The organism is Cribrihabitans neustonicus (assembly GCF_048820895.1).
Lineage (GTDB): Bacteria > Pseudomonadota > Alphaproteobacteria > Rhodobacterales > Rhodobacteraceae > Cribrihabitans_A > Cribrihabitans_A neustonicus.
Window position 1 is genome coordinate 37,937 of sequence record NZ_JBMERQ010000011.1, and the last position, 19,856, is coordinate 57,792.

The window sequence follows — 19,856 nt, forward strand, 5'->3', positions numbered from 1 at the left end:
CCTCTCCAGCCATCTCCCGCGCACGCCCTGGGCAGCTGAGCTTTACGCCCTGTTTTCCCGATGGACAAACCAAAGCGGAGACGGCACACAAGGCTTCAACTGGAAATAAGCCGGGATGCCAGCGATGACTGACAATGTGGCCACCGGGCCGGACGCAGATTTCAACTATGCCCTGCAGCTGCTGCGCAACAGCCAGGCAGAGGGAGAAATCCAGGCGCATACCGAAATCCACCCCGGCATCGCCCTGCATGCCGATCCGGCGCTGCAGCCGGGCGGTACCTGGCGCTCTCCGGCCGGGCGGCTGCTCGAACTGGAAGCCACCGCCGGCGGCGAGGGCGGCTGGTTCGGGCTGCACATGCGCCTCGGCGGCTTCAACCTGTCCCAAGCCGGGCTCATCGGCATCGCCTGCCGCGGCACCTCGCCATCGATCGAAGCGGTGCGCGCCTGCATCCGCTCAGGGCGCCCCGAAGGCGGCTTTGACGATTGCTTCTTTCCCAAGCGCATCCTGACCCATCCAGAGGCGTCCAGCCACCTGGATGCGCTGCAGATCAGCCTGCAGCCGGAGCTGCCGCCGGAAGCGCCGTGGCGTGAACTGATCCTTTTCCTGCCCCTGCACAGCTTCCGCCTGGACCTGCACGACCTGCGCCTGTTCATCGTATGAAGCTGACCGTCATTATCCCTGCGCATAATGACGAGGCTCCCCTGCACCGCCTGCTGCGGCACATCCGCCAGCTGAAGTTCGCCAGCCACATCATCATCGCGGACGACGGCTCGGACCCCGCAATCGCCTTCGAGCCGCTCCCCGCCGCCGCCGGCCTGCCGCCGGAGCGGATCACCCTGCTGCGCCAGGACCGCCCGCGCGGCGCCGGAGCGGCGCGCAACCTGGCGCTTCAGCACGTGGCCACCGAGCATGTCCTGTTCCTTGACGCCGACGATCTGCCGCTGCGCGACCTGCCGGATCTGCTGAGGGATCTGGAAGCCAGGGACTTCGATTTCTGCATCTTTCAGCATCACGACAGCCGCTGCGGCCCCGAGGGCCGCTGGGGGCAGATGCCTGCCGACCAGGCGCTGTGGCGTGCCGCCGGCACGGAGACCGGCGCCCTTTCGGACGTGTCCCCTGCCGCGGCTGCCAACCTGTGCCAGACCGCCAATTACCCCTGGAACAAGATCTACCGCACCGGCTTCCTGCAGGAACACGGCATCCGCTGCACCGAGATCGCAGTCCACAATGACGTCGAGCTGCATTGGCGCAGCTTTCTCAATGCCAGGACCATCCTGGCCAGCGACCGGATCGGGGTGATGCACTACGTTGCCCCCGGCCAGGGGCGGCTGACCAACCGCAACGGCCCGGAACGGCTGCAGGTGTTCACCGCCCTGTCCCGCGTCTCCGCGGAACTCCGCTCCCGCGGAGAACTCAGCGCCTTCGCAGTACCCTTCTACAGTTTCACGACCGGGCTGCTGGGCTGGATCGGCAGCTTCATCCGGCCGGACCTGCGGCCCGAATTCAGGCGCCAGGCCCAGGCCTTCTTTGCCGGCGAGGTGCCGCCGCCGGTCCGGGCCTATCTCGCCCAATGTGAAAGCGGCCGCCTGGCCGCCGCGCTGCAGCAGGCCGCGCCAGCTCCGGCATCCGTGCCAGATCTGGCGCCCGCGGTCCGCAGCAGCCCGCCCGGGCGCCAGATCTGGCTGCATATCGGCCTGCCCAAATGCGGCTCGACAACCATCCAGCGGCACATGGCGTCCGCCGGCAGCGCGCATCAGGCCCACGGCGTCTGCTACCCGCAGGCCTGGCGCAGCGCGGACGGCTACCGCAACCACCTGCCGCTGGCAAAGCTGCCGTCAAGGAAGCTGCCGCAAGCCCTGGCAGACATCACTGCCGAGGCGCTTGACCGGGAGTGCAGCCGCATTGTGCTGTCCTGCGAGCATTGGGCCAATGCCTTTCCGGGCAGCAACTTGCTGCAGCTCTATAAGGCGCTGCGGACACAGCTGCCGGGCTGGCAAGTCCGGATCGCCGCCTATCTCCGCAACCCCTACGACTTCGTGGAATCCTGCTACGCGCAATACATCCGCGCCGGGCTGTTCCAGATCAGCCGGCACAGGTTCTATGCCGATGGCGCGCCCTCGATCGAAAAATTCCTCGCCTGTTTCGAAGACAGCCGCGGGTTTCCGCTCTATTCAAACCTGGGCTGGGCGCGCCTGCTGATGGCGCATTTCCCGCCCGAGGTTCTGATGCTGCGCTCCATTGAACCGCAGGACCTCGTGCAGCCGGACATGCTGGCAGATTTCTGCAGCCTGCTGGACCTGCCGCTCCCGGGCGGCACGGGACGGCGCAACCAAAGGTTCAGCAACCGCAAGCTCGCAGAGCTCGAATACGTGCAGACCCTGACGGACCAGGACAGCTATGCCCGGCTGCGCCCCCAGCTGCTGGAGCAGGATTTTGCCCGCGGGGCAGAGACCGCCAGCCGCCGCGGCACCACGCTGCACATCGGCGCAGACACCGCTGCCGCCATCACCCGGCAAATCGAAAGCGAACGCGCGGAGCTGCAGCGGAACTTCTCCACGGCGGTCAGCGGTCTCTGCGAGATCCGCACCGGCGCCGGGCCGGGGGGCTGGGCCCGCGCCGAGCTGCTGGATGCGGAGGACCGGGCCCAGCTGCGGGCCTTCGTGGCCTGCAACACACCCCTCAAAGCGGCGCGCTGAAAAACGCGGGCGCCGTCTCGCCCTTCTCCAGGCAGGCGGTGAAGCCGCGCGCCGTGTCCAGCGCCTCGCGGATGGTCACGTCCATGTCGAGATAGCGGTAGGTCGCCAGGCGGCCGACGAAGGTGACGCCGCGGGTTTCCCCGGCCAGCTTGACGTAATCGGCCAAGAGCGCCTTCTCCTTCACCTGGCGGATCGGGTAGTAGGGGATGTCGCCGGGCTCGGCGAGGCGGGAGAACTCGCGGTACAAGACCGAGCCCTCGTGCTCTTCCCACGGCGCGAAATGCTTGTGCTCGGTGATGCGGGTATAGGGCACCTCTTCCTCGCCGTAGTTCATCACCGCGCAGCCCTGGTAGTCGCCCTGATGGGTGAAGCGCTCGAAATCCAGGGTGCGGTAGCCGAGGCGGCCGAGCTCGTAGCCGAAATAGCCATCCAGCGGCCCGGAATAGAACACGTGGTCATATCCCGCGCCCATTTCCGGGGTGAATTCCGTCTCCAGCTGCACGGTGATGCCCGGGTGATCGAGGATCTTCTCGATCATCGGCGTGTAGCCGTTCTCCGGCATGCCCTGGAACTGGTGGAAGAAGTAGTTGTCGTCGTAATTGAAGCGCACCGGCAGCCGCTTCAGGATGCTCGCGGGCAGCTCGGAAGGATGCATGCCCCACTGCTTGATGGTGTAGCCCTTGAAGAAGGCCTCGTAGAGATCCTTGCCGACAAAGCGCAGCGCCTGCTCTTCGAAGGTCTGCGGATCCTCGATCGAGGTGTCGGCCTGTTCATTGACGATGAAATCATGCGCCTCTTCCGGGCGCAGGGTCTTGCGGAAGAACTGGTTGATGGTGTGCAGGTTCACCGGCAGCGAGAACACCTCGCGCTCCCCCGAAAGCCCGCGGGTGGTGGATTTCACCCGGTTCTTGTAGGGCTTGAAGCTCTCGAAGCGGTTCACGTAGTCCCAGACCTCGGCGTCGTCGGTGTGGAAGATGTGCGGCCCGTAGACATGCACCATCACCCCGGTTTCCGCGTCGCGCTCGGTATGGCAGTTGCCGCCGATGTGGCCGCGCGCGTCCACCACCGTGACCTGATGCCCCGCCTCGGCCAGATGCCGCCCGATCACCGCGCCGGAAAGCCCGGCCCCCACGCATAGAAAGTTCATCTGTCTGTTCGTCCTCTTGTGTCTGGCCTGCCGCCGTCCGTCACTCTGCTGCGGCCAGCATGATCCGGGTTTGGCCCGCTTTCTTCATAAAGCCCTTGGGGTCGTCCAGAAGCATGTCGCTCAGAAGGCCCGCAAATATCTGGAAACTGGCCACGGTGTCTTGGGAGAAGTGATCGCCGGCATTCAGGCTCTGCGCCGCGGCGGTGGTCTTCGACGCGATCCTGTCCAATGCATCCGCCATCGGCGTGCCTGCAAAGAACTCCGCGTCCAGAGCTTCGGCATCCTCCCTGTAGCGGCGCGCGATCCCGGCGGCGAGCCGCTCCGGAATCCGGAACTTCGCTCCGTTCCCGCCCAGGCCGCTGGCCCGCAGGCGCTCGCTCACGGTCCGCCCCATTGCGCTGCGCGCCTCGATGATCTCCGCGGTCCGGGACAGGTCCCGCGCCTTCAGCCGGGCGGTGAAGGTCTTGTGCGTCTCGCGCAGCAGGGCCAGCTGCGGCAGCGTCAGGGAGGTGTTTGCGGAGATGCCGCCGGCAATCCGGAAATCCTCGTTCTGCAGCAGGACACGGAAGAAATCGCTGACCGCATCCTCGCGGAACAATTCCTCGCGCACGAAGGGGCGCAGGGTGAAGCGGCTGCCGAAAACCTCCCGCCATTTCCGGAACCGGGGCAGATACTCGATGGCCCGCTTTTCCGACAGGGTATCGCAGAAATCGGTGAAGGACTCCATGGCGCTGCCGAGCTTCACGCGCTCGGAAAACGCCGACACCAGCTTGTCCGGATGCGGCCGCACATAGGCGACCAGGCGGATCCGGTCTTTGAAGTCCGGCCAGTAGGCCTCGATCGCTTCGGCGAACACCTGGGGATCGACGAATTGGAAATGCTCGGCCGAGATCACCCCGTAGTCCGCATCGCTGCGGCTCAGCGCGGCGGCGACCCGGCGGAACCTGGTCTCGCGCTGGCCGGCCCGGCGCGCCTGGCTCAGCGTCTTTGCCATGGCGATATGGTTGTTCCTGGTGGGATAGCAGATGGATTTGCCCGGCAGCTCATAGGCCTTCTGCACCAGCGCCTTCTGGATCGAGGTGGACCCGGTCTTGGTGTCCCCCAGATGAATGACAAGCTCGTTGATCATGCAATCCGTTCTCCTGTGGCGGCCTTGGCGCCGGTTTCCTTCTGCCCGGCCTGCAGCGCGGTGAGGAAAGCGGCGGTTTCCTCCTCCAGCCCGGCCAGATGACGGCTGCAGATCCTGCTCAGCGCGGCGCGGAAGACCTCCTCTTCCGGCACCGGCTCCGCCTCGCGCACCGCTTCCAGATCCGCAAAGAACCCGGTCCGGCCCGCCGTCTCGCCCAGCCAGGCATCAAGCGGGCGGAAGCGCTCCAGCATCCGCTCCCGGTTGGCGGCGCCGAACAGTTCGATGCGGCTGCTCGGCGGCAGGTCCAGCGCCGGCGTCAGCTCGCGCAGGGCCCGGCGCAGGCGGCCGGACTGCCCGGACGGAAGCGCCGCGTTGCCGCGCCGGGCGATCTCGTAGACGCCGCGGTGGATGGAGTCGTTCTCCCGCCGCTCCGGCGCCAGCCCGGCGGGCAGCTCGAGCCCGGTCTGGGCGATGAAATCCGCCACCGAGCCGCCCCCCGCCCGCACGTCGGCGTAATCGCGCAGAACCAGCCGCGCCTTGGGCAGGGTCTTGAGCCAGCCTTCCAGCATCAGCCGGTAGTCGAAGTGGATGCCCTGCAGATAGCCGTCCAGCCCGTCCTCGCGCAGCGGCGCCACGTCGTGGCCGAATTTCAGCCGCTGGCCGTGCCAGGAGGCCAGGTATTCGTCGATCCGCCTCAGCGTCGCCACCAGGGTGAATTCGGCGCCCGGGAAATAGCCTGCCAGCTGCTTGATCAGCCGCGGCGCGGCGGCGTTGAAATTGGCAAAGACCTCCGCTGCCAGGATCACCGTATGCGGCTCTGTAAAGCGGATCTGCTGATGGATGGCATGCACCATCTGCGGCAGCGCGGGCAGGCGCTTGTGGTAGGACGGCACACGGCCCCCCGCCCCGGCCGCCAGCATCCGGAAGGCCAGCGCGTTATGCGGCTCGCGGACGTTGATCGGCAGGCTCTCGCCGCCCGGCCCATGGCCGGCCGCGGCGGCGGCCTGATGCGCCATGCCCTCGAAATCCACGTAAGGATAGAGGATGCCGCTGCGCGCCAGCGCCGCGGCATTGCGCGACAGGTAGTCCTGCAGCGAGGTCGAGCCCACCTTGTGGTGGCCGATGAACAGGATCACCTGCAGCGGCCGGGACGGCATTGCGCCGGCCGCGGCCGGCGCGGTCTTCGGCAGGGCGGGTCCGCCAGTCCTGGAGCGCAGGGCGGAGCCCTGTGCCGCGGCGGCGGCCAGGGGGCGGAGCAATCGGCGGATCATCTTCACTCGGCGGCTTCCCGTTTCATCGTCTTGTCTGCACCCAGGCCCAGCTTGCCCTGCCAATAGGCCTCGCTGGTCAGGCTGCCATAGCGGCCGCGGTAGTCCGCGGCCAGCTGGTCGTAATTCTTCAGAAAGGCGCGGGCGTTGGCGGCAAACCGCTTCAGCTCGCGCCAGGCGGCGGCTTTGGAGTGGCGCACGGTGTAGAATTTCGTGCGCCCGGCATCAAGGCAGGTGATCTCCGCCGCGCCCCAGGCATAGCCGATGTGGCTGCGGTTCTGCGCCTCGAGCGTGATCCGGCGGCCGAAGCGGGCAAAGCCCGGCAGCAGCAGCCCGTTGAGGCTGAGCTTCATCAGGTGCCGCCGCCAGGCCGCGGGCGGGTGGTGGCGCACCGGCGGCAGCGGGGTGTCCGGCGTCAGCGCCTGCCAGGCCTCGGCCCCGGTCAGCGCCTTGATGCCGGCCCGGCGCTGCGCCATGCCGGCGTGCTCATCAAAAAACTCCGGGCCCTTCATCACGTCCTCGACCGCGAGGTTGATCGCGGCAAGCGTATCGTAATGCATCCGCGGCAGGTTGCGCAGGAAGAACCAGGCGGCGATCTTCAGCACCCCCCTGGCGCCCACTTCCAGCTGCGGCAGGCTGAGGTGGTGCGCCATGTGGCTGCGCAGGTCGAGGTACCAGGTCTGCGGGCTTTCCTTCTCGGTGAAGCTTTCCTGGAAGGACACCACCCCGTTGAGGGTGATGATATTGAAATCATTGGCCAGCGAGAAGCTGACATCGTCGCCGCGCACAAAGAACGGGAAGGCCAGATGCTCCGCCTGCGCCAGCGGGAAGGCGAAATACCACCAGCCGCCGTAGAAATCCTCCGGCACCGGCTGCGCCGCCGCATGCTCCATCGCCATCATCTGGCCCATGTCGCGCAGGTCGGTGCCCATGTGCAGCGGCTGGCAGCGGGTGAAGAAGCGGGCGCCGTTCTCCCAGATGGCCCAGCGGTGCTGCTCGCTGATCATCGCGCCGGCCACCGCGGTCCTGGGATCCTTGGCATAGGCCAGCAGCATCCAGGTGCGCTCCAGGCTCTCCATGTGGATCGAAGCGTCGTCATCCATGAACAGGCAGTGCGAGGCGCCGCGGGCGCGGGCCTCCAGCAGGCCGCGGGTGAAACCGCCGGCGCCGCCCAGGTTCTCGTTCGGGATCACCGTGACGCCCTCCTGCGGCGCCAGCTCCACCGACTGGCCGTTGTCGGTGACGATCATCTGCACATGCGGCTTCATCCAGGAGGCCTCGCGGAAGGCGCAGAACCGCTCCACCGTGCGCGCCACCGCCGCCTCGCGCTTGAAGGTGGTCACCGCCAGCGCCAGCTGCGGCTGGCGGCGCGGCGCGTCCAGCGTCTGCCAGGCGGCCCCGGTCAGCCGCCCCGGCCCCAGAGCGCGCAGCTCGAAGAACAGCAGCCCGGGCCTGACGTCCGGCGCCAGCACCTGGTCCAGGCTGATCTCCAGCCGCCCGTTTTCTGGGAATTCCACATAGCGGCTCACCACCCGGTCCCAGGACTGGGTCCGCGGCGCCAGGATCACCGCCAGCTCAAAGGCGCCTTCGCCCTCAAGCTGCAGCGCCAGGCTTTGCAGCCCGCACTCCCGCTGCCATTTCTCCAGGCTGAACAGGTTGAACCAGGTGCCGAAGGACACATGGCCGCCCGCGGAAAAACGCAGCTCGCGCTGCTCCGGCGACACCGCTACCGGCCCATCTGCCCGCAGGTAAAGGTCATGTTCGGTGCAAATGCCGAATTCCGGCCACATCAGTGATTGCAGCGTGGTAAGCTCCGCCGCGCCTGCCTGTTCCGCCAAAACCGTCACGCCCTACCCCATCAACTATTCCGGACTGCAGGCTGCATACTGGAGCCGGGCCGGAAAATAAATTGCTCATTGCCGCTCTGCGGCGGATTTGCCGCCTCTGTGCCGTTCCGGGCCGCGGTATGCCCATTGCGGCAGCGCTTCCTTCCGGCCTTCCCCCGCAGAAGCGTCATCCCAGCATCGCCCCGCAGGGCGTCATCCCAGCATCGCCCCGCAGGGGCGTCATCCCAGCATCGCCTCATGCACCGCGATGGCCTCCTCCAGGTCGTCGAAATAGCGCATCCGGCCGCGCTCCAGCACGATGCCCGCATCGCAGAACTGGCGCACCTGGTTCATCGAATGGTTCACCATGATGGCGCTGGAATGCTTCATCCGGTCGGCAAAGACGGCGCTGCTCTTGCGCTTGAACGACCGGTCGCCCACCGCGGTCACCTCGTCGACCAGATAGGTGTCGAAACGGATGCCCATCGAGGCGCCGAAGGTGAGCCGCGAGCGCATGCCGGAGGAGTAGCTGCGCATCGGCATGTGGTAGAACTTGCCCAACTCCGCAAAATCATCGACGAAGTTCACCAGGTCATCGGTATCGACGCCGTAGATGCGGGCGATGAAGCGGACGTTCTCGGCGCCGGTCAGGTCCTTGTGGAAGGAGCCGCCGAGCCCCACCGGCCAGGAGATCGAGCCGTCCGAGACCACCCGGCCCGAATCCGGGCGCAGGGTGCCCGCGATGATCTGCAGCAGCGTCGACTTGCCCGCGCCGTTGCGGCCCAGCAGCGCCAGGGATTTGCCCGCGGGCAGTGTCAGGTTCAGGTTGTCGATCACCACCTTGCGCTCGCCCTTGAGCCGGAAGCTCTTGGTCAGGTTCTCAAAGCGGATCATGCCGGGCCGCCGCCCCGCAGCGGCCGGCCGGCAGGGGCGGGCGGCACACTGCCCGGAAGGCGCCCCTCCCCTGTCCCGGTCTCAGGCAACCGTCGCATCACACGTGCCTCCTTTCCCATTGCCCCTAGCTGCGGTCGCGGACCGAATAGTAGATCAGCGCCGAGATCGCCCAGGCCAGCAGCAGGAACAGCCCGATCAGCCCCGAGAGCACGAAGCGGCGCGGGTATTCCGCCTGCTCGGCCAGGGCCGGCTTGATGTAGGTGGCAAGATAGCGGCTCTGCCGGGCGGCATCGTCGCGCGCGGTCTCCAGCGCGGTGAGCGCGGCGCGGTAGGCTTCCTCGGCATATTCCCGGTCCACCGTCAGGCGCTCGAACTCGGAGATCAGCGACGGGTAGTCCTCGCCCACCGCGCCGGTGTCGGTATTGCTGGAGGCAAAGGTCTGGCGCTCGATGTCGATGCGCTCGCGGATCACCTCGATCTGCTGCTGCGCCTTCTTCAGCCGCACATCGCCCTCGGCCACCGAGCCGCGCAGCAGGTCGTATTCGATCAGCGCCTCGGCCAGCTTCTGCTGCAGGTTGTTCATCACCCCCATGCGGCCCTGAATGTCGGCCTCGGGGTCGACGATGCGGGTGCGGGTGCGGAACTGGGTGAGCGCCTCGCGCGCCGCCTTCAGCCGCTCCAGCGCCTCCTCCAGATCGGCCTCGGCATAGCGCATCGCATCGGCGCGGGCCTGGTCGTTGAGCGCGTTGATGCGGATCTGGCTTTCCTCGACCACCGCCTGGGCGATGGCCTGGGCGGTTTCCGGGTCGAAGGCGGTGACCCGCACCTCGGTGAGCCCCGAGCCGCTGTCGTAGGAAATGCTGAGCACCCGCTGCCAGTACCAGACCAGCTCTTCCAAAGTGGCCTCGGGCCAGAGCGCGAACACCCAGTCGTCCGGCCAGGGCCGGCTGTAATGGCCGCGCAGGTCGATGCGGGCGCTGACCGCCGCCGCCATCTCCTGGCTCTGGATGAACTCGTAGAGGATGTCGCTGTCCGAGGCGGCGGTATTGCTGGCGAAATTGGCCAGCCCGCCAAGGAGGTCGTTGGCGCCCGAGCTTTCCTGGCTGCGCACGGTGAAGCCCGCGGTGGAGGCATACTGGTCCTCGGCCACCGCAAACAGGTAGAACACCGCCGCCGCCAGCGGCGCCAGCACCATCAGGAAGAAGCTGGCGATCAGCCCGCGGTGGCGGCGCTTCATATGCGCCGGGCGGGCCAGCGGATAGGCCGGGGTGCCGGCGATCTGCGCCTCCAGCCCGGCCGCCTTGATCTCCAGCGCCGCCTGCGCGGCTTCGGCCGCCTGCACCTTGCGGCGCAGCTTCTTGAGCTTTTTGCCGCCGCCCCGGACGCCGCCGCCAGCGGCCCCCTCACCGGCGCCGTCCTCAGCCCAGTCCTCAGCCCGGTCATCGGCCCCGCCGCCGGCCCCGCCGCCGGCGCTGTCACGGGCTCCGCGGCCCGGGGCCTGCCCGGCCCGCCGGCCGGCCTTGCGCGCCCCCTTTGCCGCCGCCCGGCGCCGCCCCGGGGCCTGGCCCGGGCCTTGCGCCTTCCGGGCCTGCGGGAAGTCCAGGGTTCCGGCGCTGTCCGGGGAATCCGCGTCCTGCGCCTCTGCGCCGGGCGCATCTGCCTCCGGCACGGCGGCGTGTTTGCCGGCGGCCTTGCGGCCGCTGCGGAATTGGACGGCAGCCTCCCTGCGCGCTGCCGGGCGATCCTGTGTCATAGTCTGCGTTTCCCAGCCTGCGGCCGTTTGTCATTGCCTCGTGTTTCTTTCATACTTATCGCTTGCACGGCGCATATTCACAATGGGGATTCATGACCAGCACCACCTCCGCAGCCGCCCCTGCCCAGACGCCCGGAGTTCCTCCCGGAGTCCCGCCTGCTGTCCCGCCCGCGGCCGGCCGGGCGCGCCGCTTTGCCACTCTGCGCACCATCGCGGCGCTGGTGCTGCGCGAGATGTCGACCCGCTACGGGCGCACCCCCGGCGGCTATCTCTGGGCGGTGCTGGAGCCGCTGGCAGCGATCCTGTTCCTCAGCCTCGGCTTCTCGCTGGTGATCCGCACCCCGTCGCTGGGCACCAGCTTCCTGCTGTTCTACGCCACCGGCTACCTGCCGTTCGACCTTTACAACACGATTTCCAATACCACCGCCAGGGCGATCAGCTTCTCCAAGCCGCTGCTGAAATTCCCCGCGGTGACCTGGCTGGACGCGGTGCTGGCCCGGTTCTTCCTCAACGGCCTGACCGGTGCCCTGGTGGCGGTGCTGCTGCTTGCCGGGGTGCTCCTGGTGATCGACAGCCGCACGGTGCTGGACCTGCCGCCCGCGGTGCTGGCGATGGCGCTGGCGATGGGGCTGGGCCTCGGGGTGGGCACGCTCAACTGCGTGCTGACGGGGCTCTACCCGCTCTGGGACGTGGCCTGGTCGATCTTCACCCGGCCGCTGTTCCTCGCCTCGGGCGTGTTCTTCCTCTACGAGGACCTGCCGCCGGTGGGGCAGGACATCCTGTGGTACAACCCGGTGATGCATATCACCGGGCTGATGCGCACCGGCTTTTACCCCACCTACAGCGCGGCTTTCGTGAACGTTCCTTACGTGCTGCTCACCAGCCTGGTGCTGCTGGCCTTGGGGCTGGTGCTGATGGGGCGCTTCCACCGCGACATCCTGAACCGCTGAGCCGCGGCAGCCGCCGCCCGCCCGCCGGAGCCGCGGCCCGGGCTCAGTCCCTGCCCGCCAGCTCCAGCACCCGGGCATGCGGCACCGCGGTGCGCCGCAGCAGCCCGTCGCGCACCGCCTGCGCCATCAGCCGCAGGAAGGCGCGCCGGTCGCCGCCGTGCTGGCGCGCCTTCATCAGCCATTTCGGCAGCACCACGCAGAGCGCGGGCCAGAACAGCCAGCCCGCCGCCATCCGGTACAGCAGCAGCAGGTTGCGGTGGTAGTAATAGGCCTTCCACAGCGGCACGAAGCGGCCGCGCTGCGCTTCCGTGCCGCCGCCCTTGGCCTGGAAGGTGGAGAGATCATGCTCGAAGCGCACCCCGGGCTCGAATCCGATGCGGCCGCCCGCGGCGGTCAGCCCCAGCGTGTAGATGCCGTCGTCGCCATAAAGGAACAGCTCCGGATCCGGGTAGCCGATGCGCCGCACCGCCGCGGCTGAGATGAAGAAGCCGACAAAGGAGGTGACATCGATCTGCATCCCCGCCCCCTCGTAATCGGCGGGGCGCACGTGGAAGCCCGCGCGGCCGCCGCCGAACAGGGTGCGCAGGAACTCGCGGGCGTGCCAGAACGGGTTGCGCGAGGGGCGGTTCATCTCGCAGATGCGGCCGTCGGGGAAATAGACCGCCGCCGCCACCGCATCCCATTTCCCCGCCGGCAGATCATGAAATGCCGCCAGCGCCCCCGGCGCGGGGCGGCCGTCGTCATCCATCACCACCAGCCAGTCCGGCGCGTGCCGCTCCATCGCCCGGCGCATGCCCATCTCGAAACCGCCGGCGCCGCCGCGGTTTTCGCCCGAGGTGCAGATATCGAGCCGCGGATCGCCCTGCGCCGCCAGCCAGGCGGCGGTGCCGTCGGTGGAGGCATTGTCGGCCACCACCACCGCCGCCAGCTCGCGTTCCGGACTCTCCAGCAGCCGCGCCAGCGTCACCTTCAGCTTGTCCAGCCGGTTGTGGGTCACCACCACCGCCACCAGCCGGCCCGCGCCCTGTCCTGCCGCGCCCTGTCCTGCCGTGCCCTGTCCTGCCGTGCCCGGGGCGCTGGCGGCCTCCGCGGCTGCCGGCTGCGCTGCGGGGCTCAGTGCGTCTGCTGTGCTCACGATGGGGTCTCTGCTCCTGATGGCTGGCCTGCGGGATTGCTGGGGCAAAACTCACAAATGCCCGCCGCTGTCAAACCCTTTGCCGGCCCCTGCCTCTCCCCTGCCTCTCCCCTGCCTCTCCCCTGCCCCGGCAGGAAGCATTTGACAGCCGCTCCGGAAACCGCAACCTGAACCCCATGCAAACTGCCCAGACCGCTCTCGTCACCGGCTCGGCCGGCTTCATCGGCTATCACCTGTCCGCCCGGCTGCTGGCCGATGGCTGGCAGGTCGTGGGGCTCGACTGCCTGTCGCCCTATTACGACGTCACCCTGAAGCAGCGCCGCCATGCGCTGCTTGAGCAGGATGCAGGCTTCACCCCGGTGATCGGCAAGCTGGAAACCCCGGGGCTGCTCATGGACCTCTTGGCCCGCCACCGGCCGCAGGCGGTGATCCACCTCGCCGCCCAGGCCGGGGTGCGCCATTCGATCGAGGCGCCGCGCGACTACCTGGAGGCCAACCTCGCGGGCAGTTTCGAACTGCTGGAGGCAGCGCGCGCGCATGCCCCCCGGCATCTCCTGATGGCCTCCACCTCCTCGGCCTATGGCGCCAATACGGCGATGCCCTTCACCGAGCGGCAGCAGGCCGACCACCAGATGTCCTTCTACGCCGCCACCAAGAAGGCCACCGAGTCGATGGCGCATTCCTATGCCCATCTCTATGCCCTGCCCGTCACCATGTTCCGCTTCTTCACCGTCTACGGCCCCTGGGGCCGCCCCGACATGGCGCTGTTCAAATTCACCAAGGCAATGCTCGAGGGGCGCCCGATCGAGGTCTACAACCACGGGAAAATGCAGCGCGACTTCACCTATATCGACGACCTGGTGGCGGGGATCACCGGGCTGATCGGGGCGGTGCCGGGCACGGAGCCGGTCTCGGACCAGGACAGCTTGAGCCCCGTCGCCCCCTTCCGGGTGGTCAATATCGGCGCGGGCCGGCCAACCGCGCTGATGGACTATATCGCCGCACTTGAGACTGCGCTGGGGATCGGGGCGCAGAAGACCATGATGGCGATGCAGCCCGGCGACGTGCCCGCCACCTGGGCCGACACCAGCCTGCTCAGCCAGCTCACCGGATTCACCCCTCAGGTCGGCGTCGAGGAGGGCGTTGCCCGCTTTGCCGCCTGGTACCGGGAGTATTACGGCGCCTGAGCGTGCCGGGCGCCCTGCCCTGCCTGCCCCGCCGGCCTCGAAGCCTGCCCCCGAGGCCGGCGCGAAATAGGTCAGCACGCGTGACCAAATGTTTCGCGCGCGAAACATTTGGTCCGGACCGGACCTTTCCCCGATCCGCGCAGCGCGGCGTCAGATTCCGGTTTCCGCCCTTTCCAGCCGCCTGTATCCTTCTACGTCAACAGGAAACCGCCGCCCGCCTTGGTGCGGCGGAAAAACTTGCGGGGAAAAGGGACAGCGCATGCGCATTGCGATGATTGGCACGGGCTATGTGGGCCTGGTCTCGGGGGTGTGTTTTTCGGATTTCGGCCATGACGTGGTCTGCGTCGACAAGGACCTGCGCAAGGTGGCGCGGCTGACCGCGGGCGAGGTGCCGATCTACGAGCCGGGGCTGGAGGCGCTGATGGAGAAGAACGTCGCCGCCGGGCGGCTCAGCTTCACCGCTGACCTGGCAGCCGCGGTGGACGGGGCCGAGGCGGTGTTCATTGCGGTCGGCACCCCGGCGCGGCGCGGCGATGGCCATGCCGATCTGACCTACGTGATGGCGGCGGCCGGGGAAATCGCCGCGGCGCTCACGGATTACGCGGTGGTGGTGACCAAATCCACCGTGCCCGTGGGCACCAACCGGCAGGTGCAGGAGCTGATCGCCAGGGTCCGCCCGGATGCCGCCTTCGATGTCGCCTCCAACCCGGAGTTCCTGCGCGAGGGTGCTGCGATCGAGGATTTCATGCGCCCCGACCGGGTGGTCGTCGGCGTCGAGAGCGAACGCGCCGCCGAGGTGATGGCGGAGATCTACCGGCCGCTCTACCTGCGCGACTTCCCGATCCTCACCACCGGGCTGGAAAGCGCCGAGATGATCAAATACGCGGCCAATGCCTTCCTCGCCGCCAAGATCACCTTCATCAACGAGGTCGCGGGACTGTGCGAGCGCACCGGCGCCGATGTGAAGGAAGTCGCCCGCGGCATCGGCTTCGACGGGCGCATCGGCAACAAGTTCCTGCATGCCGGGCCGGGCTATGGCGGCTCGTGCTTCCCCAAGGACACCGCGGCGCTGGCGCGGATCGGCCAGGACCACGCCTTCCCGATGCGCATCACCGAGACCGTGATGCGGGTCAACGACGAGGTGAAGGCGCGCATGGTGGAGAAGCTGCGCGACATCTGCGGGGGCTCCTTCAACGGCAAGACGGTGGCGGTGCTGGGGGTGACCTTCAAGCCCAATACCGACGACATGCGCGAGGCGCCGAGCCTCACCATCGTGCCCGCGCTGATCGGCGGCGGCGCCCGGGTGCGGGTGGTCGACCCGCAGGGCCGGGCCGAGGGCGAGGCGCTGCTGCCGGGCGTGATCTGGGAGGACGATCCCTATGCCGCGGCGGAAGACGCCGACCTGGTGGTGATCCTGACCGAGTGGAACGAGTTCCGCGCGCTCGATCTGAAGAAGATGGCTGCCGCCATGCGCAGCCCGCGGATGGCGGATCTGCGCAACATCTATTCCGCCAGAGCGGCGCAGCGCGCAGGCTTCGAGATCTATGCCGGCGTCGGCCGCGGCCGCGCGCCGCAGAGCCTGGACGCCGGAGGAGAGGCGGACAGCAAATAGGGCCGTTCCGGACCAAATGTTTCGCGCGCGAAACATTTGGTCACTCATACTGACCTAAATTCCTGCGGCACGCACATGCCCGGGTTAGTCTCTGAATGGCGGCTGGCGGCCCGGGTCTGTCTGCCGGGAGGAAGGGGCAGGGGGGTCTGCAATCCCTTTGCCGGCCGGGCCGGCCCGCCGCCGGCAGCGCCGTGCCTCAGCCTGCGAGGTAGGTGTGGAACCACGCCACCATGCGCTCTTCGGAGAGCGCGGCGGCCGCCTGGTCGTACCGCGGTGTGGTGTCATTATGGAAGCCGTGGTTCACGCCGGGGTAGATATATGCCTCATATCTCTTGTCGTGTTCCTCCAGCGCTTTCTGGAACGCGGGCCACATCGCATTGATCCGCTGGTCGAGCGCCGCGAGCTGGATCAGCAGCGGTGCCTCGATCCGGGCCACCTGCGCGCTGTCGGGGGCGGCGCCGTAGAACGGCACCCCCGCGGCCATTCCGGGATAGGCCACGGCCAGCTTGTTCACCACGCCGCCGCCATAGCAGAACCCCGTCGCGCCGACCTTGCCGTTGGTGCCGCCAAGCGCCTGCAGGTACTCGAAGCCCGCGAAGAAGTCGTTCAGGAGGGCCTCCTGGTCCAGGCTGCGCTGCATCTCCCGCCCTTCATCGTCGCTGCCCGGGTAGCCGCCCAGGGAGGACAGCCCGTCGGGGCCCATCGCCACGAACCCCGCCTTTGCGAGGCGCCGCACCACGTCGCGGATGTAAGGGTTGAGCCCGCGGTTCTCATGCACCACCAGCACCGCCCCCGGCGGGCGCTCCGGGTCAGCCTGCGCGGGCCGGACCAGATAGGCGCGGATATCGCCGGTGCCCTGCGGGCTTGGATAGGTGATCTCCTCGCCCTGGATAGCGGGATCGTCCTCCGCGACCTGCCGGGCCAGGGCGTAGTCCGGCGCCAGCATCCCGAGGATCGCAGCGGCGGTCAGCCCGCCGGCGGCCCATTTCCCGGCGCGGTCGAGAAACTCGCGTTTCGAGATCTTTCCGTGCGCGTAGTAGTCGTAGAGGTCGAGGAGTTCCTGGTCGAAATCGGCGGCCGTGAGGCGGCGCGGCGGCGTCTGTCCGTGCATGATGCGTCTCCCTGTGAGGTCCTCCAGAGGTAGCCCGCGCCTGCGGCCCGGCCATTGGCATTCCCGGTCCTGCACGGGCCGTTTCCGGACCGCCGGTTTGCCCCCGGAGCGCGCATGAAAAAGGGGGGCTGCCGTGCCCCCCCTTTGCAAAGACCCTGCGTTTGGTGCGGCTCAGAGCCGCTTCAGCCAGTCCTGCAGCGCCTCCACCAAGGCGGCGTTGACGCCCTCGCCGCGGATCTCGATGCGCTGCTCGCCGGGAACATAGCCCGCGCTCAGACCCTTGGGGGCGGAAAGCGCGATGCGCTCGCCCGGCTGGGCGGCGTCCCAATCGTTGGTGCCGCGCACCCGCGGGCGGCTGAGCGGCGGCTCAGATACGGGTTTCGGAGTCGGCTCGGGGGCCGGTTCGGGGGCAGGGGAGGCGGTATCAGGCTCTAATACGGGCTTTTGAGCCTGTTCTTCACCCTCCGCCAGCTGGTTCAGCAGTGCCAGCTCGGCCTCCGCATCGGGGCGGGGGGCGGCCTGCAGCGCGGCGCGGGCGCGGGCGGCAAAGCCCGCATCCGCCTCGATCAGCCGGGCCAGCGCCAGGCCCAGCTTCTCGCTGATCGCGGTGGGGAAGAACAGCACCGCGTCCAGCGCCTCGACCACGGTGATGAAGCTGCCGATCTTCGAGCGCCGGGCCCGGGTCGCGTTGCCGAACAGACCCTGCAGCGCGTACTTGCGGCTGGTGAAGACCCCTTCCTTGCAGGCGCGCACGGCGATGCGGGCGCGCTCATAATGGGAAAGGTTCACCCGGATCTCGTTTTCCTCGACCATCGCGAGGTAGGCGTCCTGGGCGCTTTCGGGCCGGATCACCAGCGCCTTCAGGGTGGCAAAGCGGGGATCGCCCGTCTCCTCATAAAGGCGCCGCAGCGCGGTGAGGCGGCGCCAGCCGGAGATCAGCCCGTGGGTCATGCCGCCCGCGGGCTCCTCCAGCGGCACCACCTCGGCCGGGGTCTGCTGGCCGCGGGCGCTGAGCGACGCCATCAGGGCGGCGAGCTCGCCCTCGTCCTGCTCGATGCGGTCGCGCACCAGGTGGCTTTCGTCGATGGCGGAGAGCGGCAGCTCGGCGATCATCAGCCCGCGGGCGCGGGCGCGCTCCATCTCGCTGCTCAGCTCCTCGAGCGCGGCCTGGGCCGAGGCCTCGGACGCCACCTGGGCAATCGGCGCCGCGCCTGCGCCAAGGCCCGCGCTGCGGCTGCCGGGCACGCCCGGGGCAAGGGGGCCGGGGTCGGGCGCTGCTGCGAGAAAACCGGTCTGCGCCGGGGTGAGCCGTTTGCGTTTTGCCATGTTCGGGTCCGTCCTGTCCTGTCGTCACATCTGCCCGGCCGCCGCGAGACTGCGGCAGCGGGCTTGCCTGCGCGTTACTCGGCCGCGCGCTGCTCCTGCAGCTCCTCGCGCCGCCAGACCCCGAGCAGCAGCCGCTTGAAGGCGGCATAGGTCTCGTCGAAGGTCTCGCGGCCGCGGGCGTAGGTCTCGCGGTTGAAGTCGCGGTAATCGGCCTCGTAGATGCCCGAGACCTGCTCGCCCGCCTGGCCGATGAGGGCGGTGTAGTCCTGCTTGTGGGGGGAGAGCACCGGCCCCATGTAGGCCTGCATCAGCGCCGCCAGCTCGCCCTGCTGGGCGCTGTCGTAGCGGGTGATGACGGTGCGCACCGCGTCCCATTCAAACGCCAGCCCCGGGCGGCCGAGCGCGCGCGCGGCGAGGTTCTCGCCTTCCTCGATCGAGGCAAAGGTGGAATGCAGCATGTCGAAGAAGCGGCCGGTGGAGTCGAACTCCAGGAAAGACGCGCCCATCGGCACCAGCAGGATGTCGGCGGCGGAGAGCCCGTTGATGGTCAGGTAGCCAAGCGCCGGCGGCGTGTCGATGAAGATCACGTCGTACTGCTCCAGCACCCCATCGGCCTCCAGCCGCTCGGTGAGCGCATCCCACAGCTTCCACGAGCGCGCCGCCATGCGCCAGACCGGGATCTGGAACTCCGCCCAGTAGAGGTTCAGCTGGGCGCCGATCAGGTCGATGTTGGGCCAGTGGGTGTTCTGGATCACGTCCGCCGCGGTCATCTCCATCGCTGCATCGAGCGCGGCGTCGAGCGGCTGGGGTGGGTCGCCGCGGTCGAGCCGCCGCTGGTTCTCCAGCCTGAGGTGGGTGCCGTAGTGGCGGGCGAGCAGCGGGAAGGCGGTCTGCCATTCGTCTTCGACCTTGCCGCCGAAGATCGAGGTCATGGATCCTTGGGAGTCCAGGTCGATCACCAGCACCCGGTAGCCGTCGAGCGCGGCCGACATCGCCAGATGCGCAGCTGTAGACGTCTTGCCGACGCCGCCCTTGAAGTTGGCCACCGCCACCATCTTGGCGGGCAGCCCTTCGGGGCGGTAGGGGCGGTAGTCCTTGGCCTTCGATCCTTGCGCCGCGAAATGCGCGCGCAGGCGCAGCACCTCGTCCAGGGTGAACCACTTGGCGCCGCCCTCGGTCTCCGAACGGCCCTGGGGCAGATCGGGGTTGGCCTTCAGCACCCGGCGGAAATGCGCCTGGGCCACCGGGATCAGGTAGCGGGTGATCTCCCAGGTGGAAAACAGCCGCAAGCTTTTGCGCCCATCCTCGTTGAGGCCGCGGCTGGCGAGATCGGCGCGGCCGCGGGCGCAGGCCTCGGCGATGGCGGCAAAGCCCTGGGTGTCGGCGGGGGAACCCAGTTCGGCAAGCGCCGCGTCGGGGTCGATGTTGAAATAAGGCGGCAGGCTGCCGCTGCCCTTCGAGGGGTCTTTCCTGAGGATATCTCTGGCCATGAGGATCTGCCCGCTGCTGTTCCGGTCCTTGCGGCCCGGCCTGTTGAAACTGTTTGCCCCGCCTCGATGTGCGGCGTTTCGGGCAGAATAGCAAAAAACGCAGCACATGGAAGAATTAAGCGCACATCGCCTGCTTTTTCTAAGCAAATCCAGCAGTTGCGGGGGGCGGAAAGGCGGGCTCCAGAGCGCTGAAAAATTTTCTGCTCTGTTAATTATGAGTTATTTATTAGTTACAGGGGCGGACCGGGGGCGGCAAAGCCCTTTTTTCCTTGGCGATGGGCTGCGTCTTTTCCGTGCCAGTGAATCTGAAACCCCGATCAAATGACTCTGA

At 68.1% G+C, this 19,856-nt stretch carries 16 protein-coding genes; 6 read left to right on the plus strand and 10 right to left on the minus strand.

Features of this window, described 5'->3' with window-relative positions; all coding sequences use genetic code 11:
• Positions 1-124 precede the first annotated feature (124 nt).
• Positions 125-661, plus strand: coding sequence for a hypothetical protein (locus ACOHWE_RS17105; RefSeq protein WP_420667942.1), 537 nt, complete (start codon positions 125-127; stop codon positions 659-661).
• A complete protein-coding gene (locus ACOHWE_RS17110; protein ID WP_420667943.1) occupies positions 658-2,697 on the plus strand; it encodes a glycosyltransferase family 2 protein in 2,040 nt (679 codons plus the stop codon). The genes ACOHWE_RS17105 and ACOHWE_RS17110 overlap by 4 nt, the downstream gene beginning before the upstream one ends.
• Here the strand turns inward: ACOHWE_RS17110 and glf are convergent.
• The 6 genes from glf to ACOHWE_RS17140 form a co-directional block, all read right to left on the minus strand.
• Positions 2,681-3,844, minus strand: a complete 1,164-nt coding sequence (gene glf, locus ACOHWE_RS17115) for a UDP-galactopyranose mutase (RefSeq protein WP_420667944.1) — start codon at positions 3,842-3,844, stop codon at positions 2,681-2,683. The two genes, ACOHWE_RS17110 and glf, sit on opposite strands and share 17 nt — an antisense overlap.
• 40 nt (positions 3,845-3,884) lie before the next feature.
• A complete protein-coding gene (locus tag ACOHWE_RS17120; RefSeq protein ID WP_420667945.1) occupies positions 3,885-4,973 on the minus strand; it encodes a hypothetical protein in 1,089 nt (362 codons plus the stop codon).
• Positions 4,970-6,130: a hypothetical protein gene (locus ACOHWE_RS17125; protein WP_420667946.1), complete on the minus strand. Its 1,161-nt coding sequence runs from the start codon at positions 6,128-6,130 to the stop codon at positions 4,970-4,972. The genes ACOHWE_RS17120 and ACOHWE_RS17125 overlap by 4 nt, the downstream gene beginning before the upstream one ends.
• A 116-nt stretch (positions 6,131-6,246) precedes the next feature.
• Complete coding sequence (locus tag ACOHWE_RS17130) at positions 6,247-8,088, minus strand: glycosyltransferase (protein ID WP_420667947.1); 1,842 nt, start codon at positions 8,086-8,088, stop codon at positions 6,247-6,249.
• A 219-nt stretch (positions 8,089-8,307) separates the two neighbouring features.
• On the minus strand, positions 8,308-8,961 hold the full coding sequence (locus tag ACOHWE_RS17135) for an ABC transporter ATP-binding protein (RefSeq protein WP_420667948.1): 654 nt from the start codon (positions 8,959-8,961) through the stop codon (positions 8,308-8,310).
• Between the two features lie 124 nt (positions 8,962-9,085).
• The gene (locus ACOHWE_RS17140; protein ID WP_420667950.1) at positions 9,086-10,714 is read right to left on the minus strand and encodes a KpsE/RkpR family capsule polysaccharide export protein; all 1,629 of its coding nucleotides are present in this window, start codon (positions 10,712-10,714) and stop codon (positions 9,086-9,088) included.
• Positions 10,715-10,806: 92 nt separating this feature from the next.
• Here ACOHWE_RS17140 and ACOHWE_RS17145 point away from each other — a divergent pair, with 92 nt between their 5' ends.
• Complete coding sequence (locus ACOHWE_RS17145) at positions 10,807-11,664, plus strand: ABC transporter permease (protein ID WP_420667951.1); 858 nt, start codon at positions 10,807-10,809, stop codon at positions 11,662-11,664.
• A gap of 43 nt (positions 11,665-11,707) precedes the next feature.
• Here ACOHWE_RS17145 and ACOHWE_RS17150 read toward each other — a convergent pair whose 3' ends face one another.
• Positions 11,708-12,799, minus strand: coding sequence for a glycosyltransferase family 2 protein (locus tag ACOHWE_RS17150; protein ID WP_420667952.1), 1,092 nt, complete (start codon positions 12,797-12,799; stop codon positions 11,708-11,710).
• Positions 12,800-12,975: 176 nt separating this feature from the next.
• Between ACOHWE_RS17150 and ACOHWE_RS17155 the strand changes: the two genes are divergently transcribed.
• Together ACOHWE_RS17155 and ACOHWE_RS17160 are read left to right on the plus strand one after the other, a co-directional pair.
• The gene (locus ACOHWE_RS17155) at positions 12,976-13,986 is read left to right on the plus strand and encodes an NAD-dependent epimerase/dehydratase family protein (RefSeq protein WP_420667953.1); all 1,011 of its coding nucleotides are present in this window, start codon (positions 12,976-12,978) and stop codon (positions 13,984-13,986) included.
• A gap of 259 nt (positions 13,987-14,245) precedes the next feature.
• Positions 14,246-15,598 carry a UDP-glucose dehydrogenase family protein gene (locus tag ACOHWE_RS17160; protein ID WP_420667954.1) on the plus strand — a complete coding sequence of 451 codons (1,353 nt, stop codon included), beginning with the start codon at positions 14,246-14,248 and terminating at the stop codon, positions 15,596-15,598.
• Positions 15,599-15,794: 196 nt separating this feature from the next.
• Here the strand turns inward: ACOHWE_RS17160 and yghX are convergent, their stop codons facing one another.
• From yghX to ACOHWE_RS17175, 3 genes are all read right to left on the minus strand, one after another.
• Positions 15,795-16,709: a YghX family hydrolase gene (gene yghX, locus ACOHWE_RS17165; RefSeq protein WP_420667955.1), complete on the minus strand. Its 915-nt coding sequence runs from the start codon at positions 16,707-16,709 to the stop codon at positions 15,795-15,797.
• Between the two features lie 171 nt (positions 16,710-16,880).
• The gene (locus tag ACOHWE_RS17170) at positions 16,881-18,035 is read right to left on the minus strand and encodes a ParB/RepB/Spo0J family partition protein (protein ID WP_420667956.1); all 1,155 of its coding nucleotides are present in this window, start codon (positions 18,033-18,035) and stop codon (positions 16,881-16,883) included.
• Positions 18,036-18,109: 74 nt separating this feature from the next.
• Entirely contained in the window at positions 18,110-19,525 is a 1,416-nt protein-coding gene (locus ACOHWE_RS17175) for an AAA family ATPase (protein WP_420667957.1), read from the minus strand.
• Between the two features lie 106 nt (positions 19,526-19,631).
• Between ACOHWE_RS17175 and ACOHWE_RS17180 the strand changes: the two genes are divergently transcribed.
• Entirely contained in the window at positions 19,632-19,850 is a 219-nt protein-coding gene (locus ACOHWE_RS17180; RefSeq protein WP_420667958.1) for a hypothetical protein, read from the plus strand.
• Positions 19,851-19,856 lie beyond the last annotated feature (6 nt).